Origin of the sequence: Pseudomonas sp. RV120224-01b (assembly GCF_003208145.1) — a bacterium.
GTDB classification, from domain to species: domain Bacteria; phylum Pseudomonadota; class Gammaproteobacteria; order Pseudomonadales; family Pseudomonadaceae; genus Aquipseudomonas; species Aquipseudomonas monteilii.
In genome coordinates this window covers 259,401-279,297 of the sequence record NZ_QKMQ01000003.1, presented here as the reverse complement: position 1 = coordinate 279,297, position 19,897 = coordinate 259,401, and the positions used below count along the sequence as shown (strand labels likewise).

Below are 19,897 nucleotides of genomic sequence, written 5' to 3'. Positions count from 1 at the left end.
GACACGATCCCTGTGGGAGCGGGCGTGCCCGCGAATCAGGCACTGCGGTGTATGGCACCGGCTCTGCCGGTGTTCGCGGGCACGCCCGCTCCCACAGGAGATGGCGTGTGTACCTTGCTAGCGGGCTTTTTCGATACGCCAGATACCGAATGGCTGATGCCAGGGCTCGATGCGCATGAACTGGGTCTTGCCGTACCACGACCAGCGGTGGCCGTTCATCAGGTCTTCGCCATGGGTTTCGGCGTTGTCGTCCAGGCCCAGCTCCCACAGCGGCAGCTCGAAATGCGCCTCCTGGGCGTTGTGCGGGTCGAGGCTGATTGCCACCAGGATGTAGTTGTCGCGCTCGGGCGTGCGTTTGGCGAAGTACAGGATGTTGTCGTTCCAGCAGTTGAAGAACGCCACGCCCAGGTGAGTCTGCAAGGCGCGGTTCTGGCGGCGGATGCGGTTGAGCTGGGCGATCTCGGCAATGATGTTGCCAGGCTGGGTGAAGTCCCGGGGGCGGATTTCGTATTTCTCCGAATCCAGGTACTCCTCCTTGCCCGGCAGCGGCGTGCCTTCGCACAGTTCAAAGCCCGAATACATGCCCCACAGGCCCGAGCCCATGGTGGCCAGTGCGGCGCGGATGAGGAAGCCGGCACGGCCGGAGGTATGCAGGAAGTACGGGTTGATATCCGGCGTGTTGACGAAAAAGTTGGGCCGGTAGCACTGGCTCCACGGCGGCTGGTTGAGCTGCTCGTAGAACTCGCGCAGCTCCTGTTTGGTGTTACGCCAGGTGAAATAGGTATAGCTCTGCGCATAGCCGACCTTGCCCAGCCGCGCCATCATGGCCGGCCGGGTGAATGCCTCGGCGAGGAAGATCACGTCCGGGTGCCGGGCGCGCACGTCGGCAATCAGCCATTGCCAGAACGGCAGCGGTTTGGTGTGCGGGTTGTCGACGCGGAAGGTTTTTACGCCCTCCTCCACCCAGCCGATGATCACATCGCGCAGGGCCAGCCACAGGCTCGGCACTGCGTCGGGGGCGTAGAAGTCGACGTTGACGATGTCCTGGTACTTTTTCGGCGGGTTCTCGGCATAGCGGATGGTGCCGTCCGGGCGCCAGCTGAACCAGCCCGGGTGCTCCTTGAGCCAGGGGTGGTCCTGGGAGCACTGGATGGCGAAGTCGAGGGCGATTTCCAGGCCATGCCCGGCAGCCGCAGCCACCAAGCGGCGGAAGTCGTCGCGGCTGCCCAGTTGCGGGTGGATCGCATCGTGGCCACCTTCGGCGCTGCCGATGGCGTAAGGGCTGCCCGGGTCGCCCGGCTGGGCCGTGAGTGCATTGTTGCGGCCTTTGCGGTGTTGCATGCCAATGGGGTGGATGGGCGGGAAGTACAGCACGTCGAAGCCCATGTCGCGGATCATCGGCAGGCGTTCATGCACATCGTTGAACGTGCCGTGGCGCTTGGGGTCGTCAGTGATCGAGCGTGGGAACAGCTCGTACCAGCTGGCAAACTGGGCTGCCGGGCGGTCGACATCAACGGGGAATTCACGGCTGCGGGCCAGGTAGCTGCGGTGTTCGGCCTCACTCATCAGGCGTGCGGTGGCCGGGTCGAGAAACAGCGCTACCTGGTCGTCGGTGCCGAGTGTAGCCAGGCGCTGCTGCGTGGCCTGTAGCTCCTCACGCAGGGCGCCTTTGCACAGGTCGATGCCTTTGCCCAGCATCAACCGGCCCTCTTCCAGCTCCAGCGTTACCTCGACACCGGCGTGGTACTTTTTCTCCAGGTCGTGGCAATAGGTGGCGAAGGGGTCGACCCAGGCTTCGATGCTGAACAGGTGTGGGCCCAGCTCGGTGGGGGTGAATTCGGCCAGCCAAAGGTCGTTGCCCGGTGAGTGCATGGGCACGCAATGCCAGCGGCGGCTGTGGGCCTGCCGCCAGCTGAGCATCACCGCCAGGCGGTCGTGGCCATCGCAATAGACGTTGCTGCTGACCGCCACCGGCTGGCCGCTGATGGCCTTGGCGGCAAAGGTGCCGGCTTCGAGCACGGGTTGGGTGTCTTCGATCACGATACGCGGCGCCAGCAGCGCCTGGGACAGGCCGATGGCCTGGTCCGGGTGATCGTTCGCCATGGGCACGCTTTCAAAGGGCTCGTTACGTGACATCGACCTTGCTCCCTCAGGCAGGTGGCGGTAAGGGTTCAGAGCCGGGCACAGGCGTGGGGTTCAAAAAAATTGAGCGAACGGCAGCTGCGCGAAGTCGAAGCCTGCAGCACCTCTTCATTCACCCACGCGAGGTCAGGCCATGAACATTCCCATTCCACCGGAAACCCCCGATCCCAACATCGACGACCCCAGCTTGCCGCCGCCCGTGCCGGAAGAAGAACCGGACGAACTGCCGATCAAGCCGACTGTGCCACCGACAGTGGGCGACCCGCCGAGCCAGGAGCCACCGGTGAAAGCCTAAGGGTAGACCAGGTTTTTGCACTGGCAGGTCTGGCCCTTTCGCGGGTAAACCCGCTCCTACAGGTACAGCGCCGCATTTACGGTTGGCGCTGTACCTGTAGGAGCGGGTTTACCCGCGAAGAGGCCAGTAGAGCCAACACATCACTGCGCAGTTACAGCCGAAATCTCCGCCACACTGATCTCCCGCATGCGGAACTTCTGCACCTTGCCCGTCACCGTCATCGGGTATTCGTCAACGAAACGGATATGCCGCGGCACCTTGAAGTGCGCAATGCGTGCCTTGCACCAGCCCTGCAATTCTTCCACTGTGGCGCTGTGCCCCGGATGCAGCTTGATCCAGGCCACAATCTCTTCGCCGTATCGGCTGCACGGAATGCCGATCACCTGCGCATCGGCCACCGCCGGGTGGGTGTAGAAGAACTCTTCCAGCTCACGCGGGTAAATGTTCTCACCGCCACGAATGATCATGTCTTTGTTACGCCCGACGATACGCACGTACCCGTGTTCGTCCATCACCGCCAGGTCGCCCGAGTGCATCCACCCCGCCGGGTCGATGGCGTCCGCCGTGGCCTGGGGGTTGTTCCAGTAACCCAGCATCACGCTGTAACCACGGGTGCACAGTTCGCCGATCTCACCGCGCGGGACGATGCAGCCATCGGCGTCCACCAGCTTGTTCTCCAGCTGCGGCTGGGTGCGGCCGACGGTGGTCACGCGTAGCTCCAGGTCATCGTCGGGGCCGGTTTGCAGCGATACCGGGCTGGTTTCGGTCATGCCGTAGGCAATTTGCACTTCGGCCATGTGCATCTGGTCGATGACCCGGCGCATGACTTCGATCGGGCAAGTGGCACCGGCCATGATGCCGCTGCGCAGGGTCGACAGGTCCATGCCTTGGCGAGCCGGATGGTCGAGCATGGCGATGAACATGGTCGGCACGCCGTACAGGATGCTGGCACGCTCCTCGGCCACAGCGCGCAGGGTGAGTTCGGCGTCGAAGGCGTCGTTGGGGTAGATCATGGTGCTGCCGTGGGTGATGCAACCGAGGTTGGCCATGACCATGCCGAAGCAATGGTACAGCGGCACCGGGATCACCATGCGGTCGTGCTCGGTCAGGCCCAGGCTTTCGCCGACCATGAAGCCGTTGTTGAGGATGTTGTAGTGGCTGAGCGTGGCGCCCTTGGGCGCGCCAGTGGTGCCGGAGGTGTACTGGATGTTCACCGGCTGGTCGAACTGCAGGCTTTGCTGACGAGCGGTGTAGGCTTGCGTCGTGGTCTGCCCTGCCCTTTCAGCCAGCGCTTGCCAAGGCAGGAGGCCGGCAGGCGGGTTGGCCGCCAGGCTGATGACCCCGCGCAATTCGGGCAGGCGTTCGCAGGCCAGTTCGCCTGGCGTGGCACTGGCCAGCTCCGGCGCCAGTTCCTGGACCATGGCGTGATAATCGGAGGTCTTGAAGGCATCGGCGCACACCAGCCAGCGGCAGGCGGACTGGCGCAACACGTATTCCAGTTCGCCCACGCGGTAGGCGGGGTTGATGTTGACGAGAATGGCGCCGACCTTGGCGCTGGCCAGTTGCAGGATGCACCACTGCGCGCAGTTGGGTGACCAGATGCCGACCCGGTCCCCGGTGTTGACGTCCAGGGCCATCAGGGCGCGGGCATGGGTATCGACCTGCTCGGCCAGCTGTCGCCAGCTGTAGCGCAAGCCCTGATGACGCGACACCAGCGCCTCGCTGTCAGTACAGCGGGCCACTGTGGCATCGAAGGCCTGGCCGATGGTCTGGGTCAGCAAGGCTTGGTCCTGGCGACCGCGGGTATAGCTCGGTTGACTCATGGGTGTCCCTTCTTGTGGTTGTTCTGGGCACGGCTGAAGCAGCGGGAATACTCTGGCGCAGATTTACGTTTACGTAAAGGTGACGAGCAGATTGACAGTGATCGCATGCAGGTTTACGTTAACGTAAAGGTGATCAACAACACCGGGTTTGTTGGCATGACACCGGCCCTGTGGGAGCGGGTTCACCCGCGAATGCGATCAGTCAGGCAATGACGGTGACCCTGCTGACCCATTCGCAGGTGAACCCGCTCCCACAGGGCCGGTTTAAAGGCCTTGAGCTACGGTGTAACCCAATTTCAAGAACAAGAAGGTGCCCCAGCATGCATTACCCCTCCCTGAACTTCGCCCTGGGCGAAACCATCGACATGCTCCGCGACCAGGTCCGCGCTTTTGTCGCGACCGAACTGGCCCCGCGCGCCGCGCAAATCGACCACGACAACCTGTTCCCCGCCGACATGTGGCGCAAGTTCGGCGACATGGGCCTGCTGGGCATCACCGTACCAGAAGAGTACGGCGGCGCCGGCCTGGGCTACCTGGCCCACGTGGTGTCGATGGAAGAAATCAGCCGTGGCTCGGCCTCGGTAGCACTGTCGTACGGCGCCCACTCCAACCTGTGCGTCAACCAGATCAACCGCAACGGCACCCATGAGCAGAAGCTCAAGTACCTGCCCAAGCTGATCAGCGGCGAGCACATCGGCGCGTTGGCCATGAGCGAGCCCAACGCCGGCTCCGACGTGGTGTCGATGAAGCTGCGCGCCGAAAAGCGCGGCGACCACTACGTGCTCAACGGCAGCAAGACCTGGATCACCAACGGCCCCGACGCCAACACCTACGTGATCTATGCCAAGACCGACCTGGACAAAGGCCCGCACGGCATCACCGCCTTCATCGTCGAGCGTGACTGGAAAGGTTTCAGCCGCAGCAACAAGTTCGACAAACTGGGCATGCGCGGTTCCAACACCTGCGAGCTGTTCTTCGACGGCGTGGAAGTGCCGCAAGAGAACATTCTCGGCCAGCTCAACGGCGGCGTGCGCGTGCTGATGAGCGGCCTGGACTACGAGCGCGTGGTGCTGTCCGGCGGCCCGACCGGCATCATGCAAAGCTGCATGGACCTGGTGGTCCCCTACATTCATGACCGCAAGCAATTCGGCCAGAGCATCGGCGAGTTCCAGCTGATCCAGGGCAAGATCGCCGACATGTACACCCAGCTCAACGCCAGCCGTGCCTACCTGTATGCCGTCGCCCAGGCCTGCGACCGTGGCGAGACCACCCGCAAGGACGCCGCCGGGGTCATCCTTTACACCGCCGAACGCGCCACGCAAATGGCCCTGGAGGCGATCCAGATTCTCGGTGGCAACGGCTACATCAACGAGTTCCCGGCTGGGCGCCTGCTGCGCGATGCCAAGTTGTACGAGATCGGTGCCGGCACCAGCGAAATCCGCCGGATGCTGATTGGCCGCGAACTGTTCAACGAAACCCGCTGAACATAAAGGACGGGCGCACATGGCTACCTTGCACACCCAGATCAACCCGCGTTCGGCGGAATTCGCCGGCAACAGCGCGGCCATGCTTGAACAGGTCCAGGCCCTGCGCGGCCTGCTTGCCCAGGTGGCCCAGGGCGGCGGGCCCAAAGCCCAGGAGCGGCACACTTCACGCGGCAAATTGCTGCCACGCGAGCGTATCGACCGCCTGCTGGACCCAGGCTCGCCGTTCCTCGAAATCGGCCAGTTGGCCGCCCATGAGGTGTACGGCGAAGACGTGCCGGCTGCGGGCGTGATTGCGGGTATCGGCCGCGTCGAAGGCGTGGAATGCATGATCGTGGCCAACGACGCCACGGTCAAAGGCGGTTCGTACTACCCGCTGACGGTGAAAAAGCACCTGCGCGCGCAGACCATTGCCCTGCAAAACCGCCTGCCGTGCATTTACCTGGTGGACTCGGGCGGCGCCAACCTGCCACGCCAGGACGAAGTATTCCCGGACCGCGAACACTTCGGGCGGATCTTCTTCAACCAGGCCAACATGAGCGCGCAGGGCATCCCGCAGATCGCCGTGGTGATGGGTTCGTGCACCGCTGGCGGTGCGTATGTGCCGGCCATGGCCGACGAAGCGATCATGGTGCGCCAACAGGCAACTATCTTCCTCGCCGGCCCGCCGCTGGTAAAAGCCGCCACCGGTGAGGTGGTCAGCGCCGAAGACCTCGGCGGCGCCGATGTGCATTGCCGCACCAGCGGCGTGGCCGACCACTATGCCGACAACGACGAACACGCCCTGGCGATCGCCCGGCGCAGCGTGGCCAACCTCAACTGGCACAAACTGGGCAAGCTGCAGCGCCTGGCCCCGGTGGCGCCGCTGTATGCGGCCGACGAGCTGTATGGCGTGGTGCCGGCCGATGCCAAGCAACCGTTCGATGTACGTGAGGTGATCGCCCGGCTGGTCGATGGCTCGGTGTTCGATGAGTTCAAGGCGCTGTTCGGCACCACCTTGGTGTGCGGCTTCGCCCATCTGCATGGCTACCCGGTGGCGATTTTGGCCAACAACGGCATCCTGTTCGCCGAAGCCGCGCAAAAAGGCGCGCACTTCATCGAACTGGCCTGCCAGCGCGGCATTCCGCTGCTGTTCCTGCAGAACATCACCGGCTTCATGGTCGGCAAGAAGTACGAAGAAGGCGGCATCGCCAAGCACGGTGCCAAGTTGGTGACCGCCGTGGCCTGCGCCCAAGTGCCCAAGTTCACGGTCATCATCGGCGGCAGCTTCGGCGCCGGCAACTATGGCATGTGCGGCCGCGCCTACGACCCGCGCTTCCTGTGGATGTGGCCCAATGCACGCATTGGCGTGATGGGCGCCGAACAGGCCGCAGGCGTGCTGGCCCAGGTCAAGCGCGAGCAAAGTGAGCGTAGCGGCCAGCCGTTCAGTGCCGAGGACGAGGCCAGGCTCAAGCAGCCGATCCTCGACCAGTACGAGCACCAGGGCCACCCTTACTACTCCAGCGCCCGCCTGTGGGACGACGGCGTCATCGACCCGGCACAAACCCGCGACGTGCTTGGCCTGGCGTTGTCTGCCGCGCTGAACGCGCCGATCGAACAGAGCCGCTTCGGCATTTTCCGGATGTGACCCATGAGCGATTTCAGCACCCTCGAAGTGATCCGCGACCCACGCGGTTTCGCCACCCTGTGGCTGAGCCGCGAGGACAAGAACAACGCCTTCAATGCGCAGATGATCCGCGAGCTGATCGTGGCCATCGACCAGTTGGCCGAAGACGCCAGCCTGCGCTTCGTGCTGCTGCGCGGCCGTGGCCGGCACTTCAGCGCCGGCGCCGACCTGGCCTGGATGCAGCAATCGGCGCAGCTGGATTTCAACACCAACCTGGATGATGCCCACGAACTGGGCGAACTGATGTACGCCCTGCACCGCCTCAAGGCCCCTACCCTGGCCGTGGTGCAAGGTGCAGCCTTTGGCGGCGCGCTGGGCCTGATCAGTTGCTGCGACATGGCCATTGGCGCCGAAGACGCCCAGCTGTGCCTGTCGGAAGTACGCATCGGCCTGGCCCCGGCAGTGATCAGCCCGTTCGTGGTCAAGGCGATCGGTGAGCGCGCCGCGCGCCGCTATGCCCTCACTGCCGAGCGTTTCAGTGGCGTGCGGGCCCGCGAACTGGGCTTGTTGGCGGAGGTGTATCCGGCCAGCGAACTGGACGCTCAGGTCGAAGCCTGGGTAACCAACCTGCTGCAGAACAGCCCGCAGGCGTTGCGCGCCACCAAGGACCTGCTGCGCGAAGTGGACGACGGCGAACTCAGCCCGGCCCTGCGTCGGTACTGCGAGAACACCATCGCCCGCATCCGCGTCAGCGCCGAAGGCCAGGAAGGCCTGCGCGCCTTCCTGGAAAAACGCCGCCCCGCCTGGCAAACCGATGACAAGAAGGAGCCGCGCCCATGAGCCGCCCCGTTTTGACCACCCTGCTGGTCGCCAACCGCGGCGAAATCGCCTGCCGGGTAATGCGTACCGCCAAGGCCATGGGCCTGACCACCGTCGCCGTGCACAGCGCCACCGACCGTGACGCCCGGCACAGCCGCGAAGCGGATATCCGCGTTGACCTGGGCGGCACCAAGGCCGCCGAAAGCTACCTGCTGGTCGACAAACTGCTGGCCGCCGCCAAGACCAGTGGCGCCCAGGCCATCCACCCGGGCTATGGCTTCCTGTCCGAGAACGCAGGCTTCGCACGCGCCATCGAACAGGCCGGGCTGATCTTCCTCGGCCCACCGGCCAGCGCCATCGATGCCATGGGCAGCAAGTCGGCAGCCAAGGCGCTGATGGAGGCTGCCGGGGTGCCGCTGGTGCCGGGCTACCACGGTGAAGCGCAGGACCTGGACACCTTCCGCGCCGCTGCCGAACGCATCGGCTACCCGGTGCTGCTCAAGGCCAGTGCCGGCGGCGGCGGCAAGGGCATGAAAGTGGTCGAGGAAGAAAGCCAGCTGGCCGACGCCCTGGCTTCGGCCCAGCGTGAAGCCCAGTCGTCGTTCGGCGATGCGCGCATGCTGGTTGAAAAGTACGTGCTCAAGCCGCGCCACGTAGAGATCCAGGTGTTCGCCGACCAGCACGGCAATTGCCTGTACCTCAACGAACGCGACTGCTCCATTCAGCGCCGCCACCAGAAAGTAGTCGAAGAAGCCCCTGCTCCCGGCCTGTCACCTGAACTGCGCCGGGCCATGGGTGAGGCGGCAGTACGCGCAGCCCAGGCCATCGGCTATGTAGGGGCCGGTACCGTAGAGTTTCTGCTCGACGCACGCGGTGAGTTCTTCTTCATGGAGATGAACACCCGCCTGCAGGTGGAACACCCGGTCACCGAGGCCATCACCGGCCTGGACCTGGTGGCCTGGCAGATTCGCGTGGCCTGCGGTGAGGCGTTGCCGATTACTCAGGAACAAGTGCCGCTGATCGGCCATGCCATCGAAGTGCGCTTGTATGCCGAAGACCCGGCCAACGAATTCCTGCCGGCGACCGGCAAGCTGGCGCTGTACCGTGAGTCGGCGCCGGGTGAAGGCCGGCGGGTGGACAGTGGGGTCAGTGAAGGTGACGTGGTGTCGCCGTTCTACGACCCGATGCTGGGCAAGTTGATCGCCTGGGGCGAAGACCGCGAACAGGCACGCCTGCGCTTGCTGGCCATGCTCGACGAGTTCGCCATTGGCGGGCTGAAAACCAACATCGCCTTCCTGCGCCGCATTCTGGCCCACCCGGCATTTGCTGAGGCTGAGTTGGATACCGGCTTCATTCCGCGTCACCAGGAGGTGTTGCTACCAGCGCCAAACGCACTGCCGGCCAGCTTCTGGGAAGCCGCAGCCGAAGCCTGGCTGCAAGGCCAGGCCGGGCATCAGCGTGATGACGACCGCCGTTCGCCGTGGGGTGAGCGCAACGGCTTGCGGTTGGGCCTGCCCGTACGCACCAGCCTGCACCTGGTAAGCAGCGGGCAGGACCAGGCGGTTGCCCTGGAGCGCAGCGCTACGTCCACCTACCAGCTGGTGGGCGAACAACTGGTGCATGACCAGGCCGGTGTGCGCCGCCAGCACCTGGCGATCCGCCGGGGTGGCACGCTTTACCTGCACTGGGATGGCGAGATGCACGCCATCGAGGCCTTCGACCCGATTGCCGAAGCCGAGGCCAGCCATAGCCATCAGGGCGGCTTGGGCGCGCCCATGAACGGCAGCATCGTGCGGGTACTGGTCGAGCCGGGGCAAGTGGTGGAAGCAGGTGCCGCGCTGGTGGTGCTGGAAGCCATGAAGATGGAGCACAGCATTCGTGCGCCGCATGGCGGGACGGTGAACGCGTTGTTCTGCCAGGAAGGGGATATGGTCAGCGAAGGGACGGTGCTGGTCGAGCTGACAGAGTGAGGTCAGTGGGGGCTGCTTTGCAGCCCCTTCATGCTAGAAGGCACCGTGCACTCGCACGACCACTCCGAGAAACTCGCAACCTTCTTCACAGAGCAGCGTCGGGTAGTTGTTATTGAGGGCCTTCAGGTACCGCTGCCCGCCGTCCTCAGCCAACTCGCGAAAAATCGCGGGTTTGCCCGGCTGACGAGCGATAACCAAACGCCCCGCCTCAACCTCCACCCCAGGATCAACCAGCATCCGCATGCCCTGTGGCACACTGCGACCACTGACGGTGCTCATCGCGTCGTTCTCAACTGTCAGCCAGAATGCTTTGCCTTGGGCCAGGTAATCCGTCTGTTCGAACACGCTGGGCTCCTCAGCATCTGTAGCACCCAACTCACTCCAGTCCTTGACCGGGTAGCGGAAACACACGATGTACTGCATGAGGTCCAGGTCGTCCTCGGCATCATCCACCCCGTAGGCGCCACGCTCCTCGCCAACCTGGCCCTGAATGCGCAGCTGCAGACTGACGTTGTAATGGGGCATGCCAATCTCGACAAACGTGCGGTTCATCGACTCGATCTTCGGCTGACGCCGCTTGTTCACCCAATGCCCCACACTGCCTTGAGACACACCAACGCGCTCGGCAAGCTGCTCCTGGGTGAGCCCTAGCTCCTCCATCCGGTCGCGGACGAGGGCAATCCATTTATCCATATTCATCGCTGGCACGATACGGACTGCCTTCAGGCGCTCAATAAACATTCAGTATTATTTATCTCAACGCATAAAAATACTCTAGGTATTAGTATCGGGTTCACCCTTTACTTACTGGCTCTAGCAGGTATCAGGATGAAACCATCGAAAAACGACGAAACAGATCTCGACAGCGAAGCAGCCCGTCGCGCGCTCGACTACTACCTCAACCCCAACCCGCCACGCCCCACGCTGGACAACAAGATCTGGACCTTGCACGAGGGTGTAACCGGCGACCAAGCCCAGGAGCACGCCATCGCCCTGCTGCGCTGCGCTGCAGCCACCGCCCAGGAAACAGCCACCCACCAGCACGGCAGCCAGCGCGAGCTGACCTTCGCCCTGATGCACATGATGGACATGGCCCGCGCACTGCTGGAGCACAAACGCACCGCAGATCCGGGTTTATAGGCAAGAAAGAAGGGAGAAAACGTGATAGCCGCGTAACGGCAAAGGCCCCGATTGCCGGGACAAGGAAGCGCATCGGTAAAACTTTTTTACCGAAAGGACGAAAATTCATTTGACTGGCAAATGATAACGATTATTATTGCACTCAGCTGATCGCGAGATCCGCTGGATAACCTGGAGCTTAGGTCGCTCTCAGATTATCTCCTCATCAGGCTAATCACGGTTTTTGACCCGGCTTTTTGCCGGGTCTTTTTTTTGGCTCTTCAGGCTAATGAAGATCGTGATGGCGCGCATGATAGCAAAGGTGTTTCAGGGCGTGAACGCTCATTACAAAACTTTGCGGAATCAGCAGTTGAGAATCAATCTCGTTTCGTCTACGCTGATCACGCATCAAGGAAGATGCCCCCATCCCCTCCCCCTTTGTAAAGCAAGGAGCTGTCCATGACCCGTCTGCTACTGCCCCTTGAGCACCCAGGCCCGGTTGCCGAACACGATGCCGACCACGCCCTGCTGCATGCCCTGAAGCGGCTGCCCCGGCGCGTACAGCAAGTGTTCCTGCTCAACCGCCTCGATCAACTGGACTTCGCCAGCATCGCCGCCCGCCTCGACCTGCCATTGGCCAGTATCGAGCGGCACATGGACCAGGCGTTGCAGGCCGGCCGCTCGCGCCGGGACGTACTGGCAAGTGTTGCCGGGCAATGGTATGTGCGCTTGCAAAGCCCTCAGGTAACGGCGTGCGAGCGGATCGACTTCCGCCGCTGGCTGGATGCGGATACGGCAAACTTGCAGGCGTTTCACGAGACGGAGCTGCGCTGGCGCAGCCTGCTGGCACCGGCTCGGCAGCTTGGCCACGACGGCTGGTACCGGCAAGGCCGGGCGGCGTTGTCGCTGGGCGGTTGTTCGGTTGCGGTCGGGCTTGGTGTCGTTGCGTTGGTGCTGTTTGGGTTGTGGGCCTGATCAGCGCCGATGGAACGGTACGCCGTCAGCAGTCGGCGTACCTTGCACGCTCTCCCGAGGCTATTCCTTGACCGTCTTCACGACGGCCAACTCGGGGTGACTGACCAGTTTGTCGATATGCAGCTCCGCATCGTCGAACCAGGTTTCAGTCAACACCCGGTAGTGTTCCATATCACGGCAACGCATGCGCAAGCTGTAGTCGAACGCGCCGCTGACCAAGTGGCATTCCAGCACCTGCGGGCAATTCTGCACCTTGGCCTCGAAGGCTTTCTGCGCAGCCCGACCACTCTGATTGGACAGCGCCACGAGCACCAGCAGTGACAAACCGGGTGTCAGCTTGCGCTGATCGATCACGGCCGAATAGCCACGGATGACGCCCATGCGCTCCAGCTTGCGCACCCGCTCCAGGCAGGGGCGTGGCGTGAGGTGTACGCGCTCGGAGAGCTTTTGGTAGGTGATGCGCCCTTCATGGCGCAGCACTTCCAGAATGGCTTGGTCAATACGGTCCAGAGCGAGGGATGATTCGCTGCTCTCGATCATTTCCAGCGGCTCACTTCAGCCGACCAGAAAGAAATTGCTGCAAGCGCCCGCTCTGCGGTTTGTCGAGTATCTCTGAACCACCTTGCTCCTCCACCTTGCCTTGGTGCAGGAACAGCACCTGGCTGGAAACGCGGCGGGCGAACTCCATCTCGTGGGTAACCATCAGCATCGTTCTGCCCTCTTCCGCCAGCGACTGGATAACCTTCAGCACCTCACCCACCAGCTCAGGGTCGAGGGCCGATGTTGGCTCGTCGAAGAGCATGACTTCTGGCTCCATCGCCAACGCACGGGCTATCGCCACCCGTTGTTGCTGGCCCCCGGAGAGGAAGGCCGGGTACTGGTCGGCGACGCGCGATGGCAAGCCCACTTTGTCCAGATACGACCGGGCGCGCTCCTGCGCCTCCTTTCGACTGACGCCGAGGACGCGAACGGGCGCCAGCGTAATGTTGTCCAGCACGCTCAGGTGGCTCCACAGGTTGAAATGCTGGAACACCATGGCCAACCGTGTGCGCAATGTCTGCAACTGCTTGCCGCACGCCGGACGCATGGCCCCCGCAGGCCCGCGCATGCGTATGGCCTCACCATCAAGGATGATGGCACCGGCATCCGGCTGCTCAAGGAAATTGATACAACGCAGCATGGTACTTTTGCCCGAGCCACTTGCACCGATCATGCTCACCACGTCCCCTTGGCGGGCATTCAGCGACACGCCTTTAAGGACTTCGTTGTCGCCATATCGCTTGTGCAGTGCTTCTACTGTCAGCTTGTACATAAGGCTCTCCAATGGCTGCGTTACTTCGACGCAGCATTTTCATTGCGAATCAAGATCCGGGGACTTAATGAGGGGTGCCGAGAAAGGCCAGCCAGCGCCGTTCAGCCAGCCGAAACAGGCCGACGAAAGCGAAGGTCAGGCCCAGGTACATCAGCGCGGCGAGTCCAAAAGACTGGAAAGTCAGGAAGGTTGCTGCATTGGCGTCACGGGCGACCTTCAGAATGTCCGGGATAGTTGCCGTGAAGGCCACCGAGGTCGCATGCAGCATGAGAATCACTTCATTGCTGTAATACGGCAATGCCCTGCGCAGCGCCGAAGGCACGATGAGCTGCGTGTAGAGCCGCCAGCCCTTGAGCCCATAGGCGCGCGCCGCCTCGATTTCTCCATGGGGAATGCTGCGGATGGCCCCGGCAAAGATCTCCACCGTGTAGGCACACGTGTTGAGTGTGAAAGCCAGTAATGTGCAATTCACTGCATCGCGCAAGAACGCATTCAGCACCGGCTGCTCGCGTACGGCTGCGACTCCGTACAGGCCGGTGTAAATGATCAGCAACTGGATGTAGAGCGGCGTGCCGCGGAACAGATAGGTAAAGAACTGCACTGGCCAACGCACCACTCGGCAATGAGACGTGCGAGCGATAGCCAGCGGAATCGACAGCACGAAGCCCAAGGCCAGGGAAAAACACAGCAACCAGAGCGTCATGGCGAGCCCGGTCATGTTGTACCCATCGCTGTAAAGGAAGGGTCTCCAGTACTCCTGAATCAGTTCAAGCATGATCGTGCCCTCTCACCCCAAGGTTGTATCGCGCTTCCAACCGGCGCAGGACGATATTGGAAAAACTGGTGATGAGCAGGTACAGCAGCGCAGCCAGGACCAGAAAATAGAGCATGTTGAACGTGGCCTTGCCGGCATCCTGGGCCACCTTGACGACATCAGCCAGGCCGATGATCGACACCAGCGCAGTAGCCTTGAGCAAAACGAGCCAGTTATTGCCCAGGCTCGGCAAGGCGAAGCGCATCATCTGCGGAAAGACCACCTGAACGAAGCGCTGGGTACGTCCCAGGCCATAAGCCGTGGCCGCCTCTACCTGGCTCCGTGGTACCGAAAGGATCGCGCCTCGGAATGTCTCGGCGAAGTACGCACCATAGATGAACCCGAGCGTGACGACGCCAGCAGCGAAGGGGTCGACGTCAATGTGTTCCCAACCCATGACATCGGTCAGGCTGCTCAGCCAGCCCTGCAGGCTATAGAAGATCAACAGCATCAGCACCAGATCGGGAATACCACGGATCAGCGTCGTATAGAGGGTTGCCGGAACCCGCAAGATCGACAGGGGTGACAGCTTCGCCACCGCACCCAGCAAGCCGATACCAATGCTCAGCGCCAGCGAGAGTAAAGAAAGCTTCAGGGTGACCCAAGTGCCGTGCAGCAGCAACGGCCCGAAACCCTGCAACGACAGAGATGGAAAGAGATCGTTCACGATACCTACCTGATTGAAAACACCGCGCAGCTGCCGCAAGCAACCGCGCGGATGACGAGATCGTCAGTTGTTGTAGAGGTCCAGGTCGCCGAAGTGCTTGCGCTGGATCTCCTGGTAGGTGCCACTGGCATGCATCTGTGCAATGGCCTTGTCGAGCAGGCCTTTCAATTCATCGTCGCCCTTGCGGATACCGATGGCGATATCGGAAGGCACCATAGGGTCACTGATGCCCTTGCTGCTCTGGAAGTCGGCGCCATGCGCAGACTTGAGGAAGCCCAGTTCTGCTTCGAGCATGTCCTGGATCGAGGCGTCCAACCGGCCAGACACCAAGTCCGAGTACACCTGATCCTGGTTCTGGTAGGCCTTTATCCGAACGCCTCCTGGCGCCAGTTTCGCCTTGGCATAGGCTTCCTGAATGGTGCCCTGCTGGAAGCCTACGGTCTTGCCCTTGAGCGATTCGGCAGTGGGCTCCAGACCGGAGCCTTTGCGCGTCACGATGGAAGTCGGGCCGGAGAAGAGCCGATCAGAGAAGTCGACCTGTTTCTTGCGGGGTTCGGTCACCGTCATGGAGGACAGCACGGCATCGATCTTGCGGGCCTTCAGTGACGGGATCAGGCCATCGAAATCGTTGGTCACCCAGGTGCACTTGACCTTGAGTTCAGCGCATATGGCATTGCCCAGGTCGATATCGAAACCTTGCAGGGAACCATCAGGGGCGGTGGATTCGAACGGCGGATAGGCCGGGTTCACACCAAAACGAATTTCCTTCCAGTCCTTGGCGTACGCAGCGCCGGAGGATAGCGCGAGCATCATTGCGGACAAGGTCAACCAATTGATCTTCATGAGCAGGGTCCCAGTGAGTTTTGATTTATCGCGGGCCGATGAGGGGCGGCCCGCACTTTTCATCAGGGCAGAGAACATGGAGCGAGAGATGATGAAGCATCCTGTTTTTGTTTTGCCTCGTAGGTCGTCCGAAGCCGCATGAAACCGCTATCGGACGCAGCCAGAATGCCTTCTCGCCCTTCCCTGTTGTTGTCGTAAAACTGCACCGGCACGACCAGAACAAGCTGTTTAACCAGGCAAAACAGCCGATTCTGTCGTGCGCCTTTCCTAAGCCTCGACCGGTTCGGTCATAAGCACCGATTCCACGGCCTCACCTGCTCTCAAGCGGGCCAGTAGCGCCGGTTCGCCCCGGTCCGACGCCTGCGCTTGCGCAATGGCTTTTGCGACCACCTGCGGTGGCAAAATCAGCACGCCATTGTCATCGGCCATCACCACATCCCCCGGATTGACCACTACGCCACCACAACACACCGGTATGTTGAAGGCACTGGAAGCGCTACCCAGCAGCTTGGTTGTGAGTTGCGTGGTGCCACGGGCGAACACCGGCAACCCGGCGGCACGTAACTCGACGAGGTCAGTGACCACACCGTCAACGACAATACCCATCGCGCCTGCGCAGAGCGCAGCGCACTGGGTGACGGTTCCAACGCAGGCGTGGGCATGATCGCCTGCCATGTCGATCACCAGTACGTCGCCGTGCCTCAAAGGAGCCAGTGCACGGTTAACGGCAATGGCATCCGCATGGGCCACACGCAAGGTCACTGCCCGACCGACCAAGTGGACATTCGGCACCATCGCGCGAATCTCATGGCTGACGAACCCTTGCTCCAGGAAGTGCCCAAGGGTGGCGAAACTCACTGACCGCAGTTGGTCGAGCAACTGTGAGAGGGCTACATCGTCCATCAGCAACCCCCTTCGACGAGCTCTGCAATGCAGTCGATTTCCAGGCTGACGCCCCAGAGTTGCACGCACACGGTGGTGCGCGCTGGCGGCGCATGGCCGAGGACTTCCCGGTAGACCTGGTTGAATTCCTCCAGCAACGCCGGGTCGGTGAGATAGGCATTGACCTTGACGATGTGGCTCAGGCTGGACCCCGCCGCGTCGAGAATCGCCCCCAGGTTGGCAAACGTCTGTCGGACCTGTTCAGCAAAGGTTTCAGGCTGCTCTTCAAGGCTGCCGATCGAGGGAATCTGGCCCGCCGTGAACACGAGGTGGCCACTCACCACCGCTTGCGAGTAAGGTCCGACCGGACCAATGGTGCCGGGTGCCGCGTTGATACGTTCCATGGCTGTCTCCTTCAGAAAAGCGCCAGGCTATAGCTCAGAATCAGGCGGTTCTGGTCCTGATTCGGATCGATGTCGGAATGCAGCACACCGTTGCGCCAGGCCAGGCCCAGCCCCTTGAAGGTGCCACTCTGGATCACGTAGTCCAGGCCGATGTCTCGCTCCCATTCAGAACCGTCATCCGCCCCGACACGTTTGATGTCGTCACCCTTGAGGTACATCAGCGAGGCCTTGAGCCCAGGCACACCGGCAGCGGCGAAGTCGTAGCTGTATTGAGCGAAGCCTGTGCGCTCACCGGCCCGGTTGAAGCTGGCCAGCATGCGGTCGGTGTGCAGGTACACGCTCGCCCCACCGGCACCCTTGCCGGCCAGGGAGCCCTGGTTGGGCTGGACGAAGTTGCTGGCGTCGGAAACCACCTGGTAACCGGCCATCAGCGCATGGCCCTGCACGCTGTAGGTGAACGCCGCGCTCCAGGTGCGGTTGTCGATTTCACCATTGCCGTCCTCGGTGTAGCCGCTCACCCGGTAACCGCTCGCACGCCCGGCGGCGCTGCCGTTGCCACCGTCAGAAGTGGTGCGAAAGTAACGCAGCTCGGTCTTGAAGGACTGCCCGTCGGCGAACGGCAGCGTATGGGTCAGGCCGACGAAGTGCTGGTTGTAGTAGTCCTGCATGTTGGCGAAGTAGTACTGCGCCAGCAGGTCTTTGCCCAACTTGTAGTCACCACCGGCAAACAGGAACTCATTGCTTTCGCGGCTGCCGCCTGCCACCGCCAGCCCGGTACGGTCACTGGAGCCACGCCCGGTGACATGCTCCAGGCGCCCGCCGGTCAGGGTCAGCCCATCGATCTCGCTGGAGGTCACCTGACCGCCTTCGAAGGTTTGCGGCAACAGTCGGCCATCGTTGTAGGTAAGCACCGGCAACTTGGGCAGCAGGCTGCCGTAGCGCAGCTCGGTTTTCGAGAACTTCATCTTGGGTGTAAGCCCAAAGCGGCTCCACTCGCTGGCTGCACCGGCACCGTCGTCCGGGATCATGCTACTGCCGCGGTGGCGGCCAGCGCCGCTGTCCAGGGTTACCCCCATCAGGCCGATGGCGTCCAGGCCCACGCCCACAGTGCCGTCGGTGAAGCCAGAGGCGAAATTGAAGACGAAACCCTGGGCCCATTCCTCAGTCTTGCTTTGCCCGGCAGCGCCGGGCTTGTCACGGAAATCGTTGTTGAAGTAGAAGTTGCGCAGGTTGAGGCTCGCCTGGCTGTCTTTCACCAGGTCGGCGAAGGCAGTCGGGCTAAGCGGCACGACAATGGCACTGACGGCCAGCAAGGTCTTTTTCATCGATGCTCTCCCTGGGCTCAGCCACGTGCCTTGGTGTTGATGTCTTTGTTGAAGGTTTCGGTGAGCAGCAGCAAGGCCACAAGCGACACCACCGCCGAACCGACCATGTACCAGGCCACCGAAGAGCCTTTGCCGGTCATCGACAGCAATGCCGTGGTCACCAGCGGCGTGGCCGCACTGCCCAGCAGGCCCGAGAGCATGTAACTGATCGACAACCCCGAGTAACGCACGCGGGTGCCGAACAATTCGGCCAGGAACGTCGCGATGGGGCCGTAGTTGGCGGCGAAGGCGGTCATCAGCAGCAGGTAACCGGCGAACACCAGCGGCAGCTCCTTGGTGTCCATCAGCCAGAACATCGGGAAGGCCACCAGCGCTTCGGCGATGATCCCGCCGATGATGATCGGCTTGCGCCCGATCCTGTCCGACAGCGCGCCGAAAAACGGCAGCATGAAGATGCACGCGGCGCAGGACACCAGCACCACAGTCAGCATCTCGCCGCGTGAGAAGCCGAGGGTCTGGGTGCCGTAAGTAAGGCCAAAGGCAACGATCAGGTTGTAGGAAGTACCGGTGGACATGGTCGCCACGCCGCCGAGCAGCACTTGTTTCCAGTACTTGCGGAACACCTCGAACAGCGGAACCTTCACCTGTTCACCGGTTTTCTCCACGGCCTTGAACGACGGGGTTTCGTGAATGTTCAGGCGGATGTACAGGCCCAGGGCAATCAGCAGCACGCTGCCCAGGAACGGGATGCGCCAGCCCCAGGCAAGCAACTCTTCGGTGCTCAAGGTGGTGGCGATCAGCAGGAACACCAGGTTGGCGAGCATGGTGCCGGCCGGAACGCCGATCTGAACCCACGAACCGTACAGGCCACGCTGGTGTTTGGGCGCATGCTCCACCGCCATCAGCACGGCGCCGCCCCATTCTCCCCCCAGGGCCAGGCCCTGGATGATGCGCAGCGTCAGCAGTGAAATGGGGGCCCAGATGCCGATGGACTGGTAGTCCGGTAGCAGACCGATGCCAAAGGTGGCAGCCCCCATGGCCAGTAGCGAGATCAGCAGCATCGATTTGCGCCCGAGGCGATCACCGAAGTGGCCGAACAGTGCGGCGCCGACGATCCGCGCGCCGTAGGCTGAGGCGAAGGTACCAAAGGCCAGCAGCGTGCCGACCAGCGGATCGAAGCCTGGGAAGAAGATCTTGTTGAACACCAGGGCCGAGGCCGTGGCGAAAAGGAACAGGTCGTACCATTCGACAGTGGTGCCGATCACGCTGGCGATGGCGACCTTTTTCATATCGGTGGTCTGGGTCGGTTGCTCGCTGGCAACCTTGGTGTACGCAGGGCTGTTCATGCCATTTACTCCCGGAAGTGGGTTTTGGTTGTTGTTTGGCAGGTGCAATCGGTACGGCAATTTCTTGTTTT

At 62.3% G+C, this 19,897-nt stretch carries 19 protein-coding genes; 7 read left to right on the top strand and 12 right to left on the bottom strand.

Going from position 1 to position 19,897, the window contains the following annotated elements; translation table 11 throughout:
* Positions 1–117 precede the first annotated feature (117 nt).
* Positions 118–2,136 carry an alpha-1,4-glucan--maltose-1-phosphate maltosyltransferase gene (locus tag N436_RS07305; RefSeq protein ID WP_110740693.1) on the bottom strand — a complete coding sequence of 673 codons (2,019 nt, stop codon included), beginning with the start codon at positions 2,134–2,136 and terminating at the stop codon, positions 118–120.
* Positions 2,137–2,275: 139 nt separating this feature from the next.
* Here N436_RS07305 and N436_RS28535 point away from each other — a divergent pair, with 139 nt between their 5' ends.
* A complete protein-coding gene (locus N436_RS28535; RefSeq protein WP_015271006.1) occupies positions 2,276–2,437 on the top strand; it encodes a hypothetical protein in 162 nt (53 codons plus the stop codon).
* Positions 2,438–2,577: 140 nt separating this feature from the next.
* Here the strand turns inward: N436_RS28535 and N436_RS07300 are convergent, their stop codons facing one another.
* Complete coding sequence (locus tag N436_RS07300) at positions 2,578–4,260, bottom strand: AMP-binding protein (RefSeq protein ID WP_110740692.1); 1,683 nt, start codon at positions 4,258–4,260, stop codon at positions 2,578–2,580.
* Positions 4,261–4,580: 320 nt separating this feature from the next.
* Here N436_RS07300 and N436_RS07295 point away from each other — a divergent pair, with 320 nt between their 5' ends.
* From N436_RS07295 to N436_RS07280, 4 genes are read left to right on the top strand one after another with little or no spacing between them, the layout of a single operon-like run.
* Entirely contained in the window at positions 4,581–5,744 is a 1,164-nt protein-coding gene (locus N436_RS07295; protein WP_105946579.1) for an isovaleryl-CoA dehydrogenase, read from the top strand.
* Between the two features lie 19 nt (positions 5,745–5,763).
* Positions 5,764–7,371: a carboxyl transferase domain-containing protein gene (locus N436_RS07290; RefSeq protein WP_012273265.1), complete on the top strand. Its 1,608-nt coding sequence runs from the start codon at positions 5,764–5,766 to the stop codon at positions 7,369–7,371.
* Between the two features lie 3 nt (positions 7,372–7,374).
* A complete protein-coding gene (locus N436_RS07285; protein ID WP_105946578.1) occupies positions 7,375–8,190 on the top strand; it encodes a gamma-carboxygeranoyl-CoA hydratase in 816 nt (271 codons plus the stop codon).
* The gene (locus N436_RS07280; RefSeq protein WP_110740691.1) at positions 8,187–10,139 is read left to right on the top strand and encodes an acetyl/propionyl/methylcrotonyl-CoA carboxylase subunit alpha; all 1,953 of its coding nucleotides are present in this window, start codon (positions 8,187–8,189) and stop codon (positions 10,137–10,139) included. The genes N436_RS07285 and N436_RS07280 overlap by 4 nt, the downstream gene beginning before the upstream one ends.
* Before the next feature lie 33 nt (positions 10,140–10,172).
* Here N436_RS07280 and N436_RS07275 read toward each other — a convergent pair whose 3' ends face one another.
* Positions 10,173–10,880: a S24 family peptidase gene (locus N436_RS07275; protein WP_105946576.1), complete on the bottom strand. Its 708-nt coding sequence runs from the start codon at positions 10,878–10,880 to the stop codon at positions 10,173–10,175.
* An 87-nt stretch (positions 10,881–10,967) separates the two neighbouring features.
* Here N436_RS07275 and N436_RS07270 point away from each other — a divergent pair, with 87 nt between their 5' ends.
* Together N436_RS07270 and N436_RS07265 are read left to right on the top strand one after the other, a co-directional pair.
* Positions 10,968–11,279: a DUF6124 family protein gene (locus tag N436_RS07270; protein ID WP_105946575.1), complete on the top strand. Its 312-nt coding sequence runs from the start codon at positions 10,968–10,970 to the stop codon at positions 11,277–11,279.
* A gap of 438 nt (positions 11,280–11,717) precedes the next feature.
* Positions 11,718–12,233: a DUF4880 domain-containing protein gene (locus N436_RS07265; protein WP_105946574.1), complete on the top strand. Its 516-nt coding sequence runs from the start codon at positions 11,718–11,720 to the stop codon at positions 12,231–12,233.
* 60 nt (positions 12,234–12,293) lie between these two features.
* On the opposite strand, the gene N436_RS07260 is transcribed toward N436_RS07265, so the two are convergent.
* The 9 genes from N436_RS07260 to N436_RS07220 all read right to left on the bottom strand — a co-directional run bounded on the left by N436_RS07260 (position 12,294) and on the right by N436_RS07220 (position 19,826).
* A complete protein-coding gene (locus N436_RS07260; protein WP_105946573.1) occupies positions 12,294–12,773 on the bottom strand; it encodes an Lrp/AsnC family transcriptional regulator in 480 nt (159 codons plus the stop codon).
* 10 nt (positions 12,774–12,783) lie between these two features.
* Positions 12,784–13,545 (bottom strand): ABC transporter ATP-binding protein, encoded by a 762-nt coding sequence (locus N436_RS07255; protein WP_105946572.1) that lies wholly within the window; start codon positions 13,543–13,545, stop codon positions 12,784–12,786.
* Positions 13,546–13,609: 64 nt separating this feature from the next.
* Positions 13,610–14,320, bottom strand: a complete 711-nt coding sequence (locus N436_RS07250; RefSeq protein ID WP_105946571.1) for an ABC transporter permease — start codon at positions 14,318–14,320, stop codon at positions 13,610–13,612.
* A complete protein-coding gene (locus N436_RS07245) occupies positions 14,313–15,026 on the bottom strand; it encodes an ABC transporter permease (RefSeq protein WP_177410272.1) in 714 nt (237 codons plus the stop codon). The genes N436_RS07250 and N436_RS07245 overlap by 8 nt, the downstream gene beginning before the upstream one ends.
* 63 nt (positions 15,027–15,089) lie before the next feature.
* The gene (locus tag N436_RS07240; protein ID WP_105946570.1) at positions 15,090–15,869 is read right to left on the bottom strand and encodes an ABC transporter substrate-binding protein; all 780 of its coding nucleotides are present in this window, start codon (positions 15,867–15,869) and stop codon (positions 15,090–15,092) included.
* Between the two features lie 267 nt (positions 15,870–16,136).
* The gene (locus N436_RS07235; RefSeq protein ID WP_110740690.1) at positions 16,137–16,772 is read right to left on the bottom strand and encodes an RraA family protein; all 636 of its coding nucleotides are present in this window, start codon (positions 16,770–16,772) and stop codon (positions 16,137–16,139) included.
* On the bottom strand, positions 16,772–17,155 hold the full coding sequence (locus tag N436_RS07230; RefSeq protein WP_105946568.1) for a RidA family protein: 384 nt from the start codon (positions 17,153–17,155) through the stop codon (positions 16,772–16,774). The genes N436_RS07235 and N436_RS07230 overlap by 1 nt, the downstream gene beginning before the upstream one ends.
* Before the next feature lie 11 nt (positions 17,156–17,166).
* The gene (locus tag N436_RS07225) at positions 17,167–18,480 is read right to left on the bottom strand and encodes an OprD family porin (protein ID WP_110740689.1); all 1,314 of its coding nucleotides are present in this window, start codon (positions 18,478–18,480) and stop codon (positions 17,167–17,169) included.
* A gap of 17 nt (positions 18,481–18,497) precedes the next feature.
* Complete coding sequence (locus tag N436_RS07220; RefSeq protein WP_105946566.1) at positions 18,498–19,826, bottom strand: MFS transporter; 1,329 nt, start codon at positions 19,824–19,826, stop codon at positions 18,498–18,500.
* Positions 19,827–19,897: the final 71 nt, after the last annotated feature.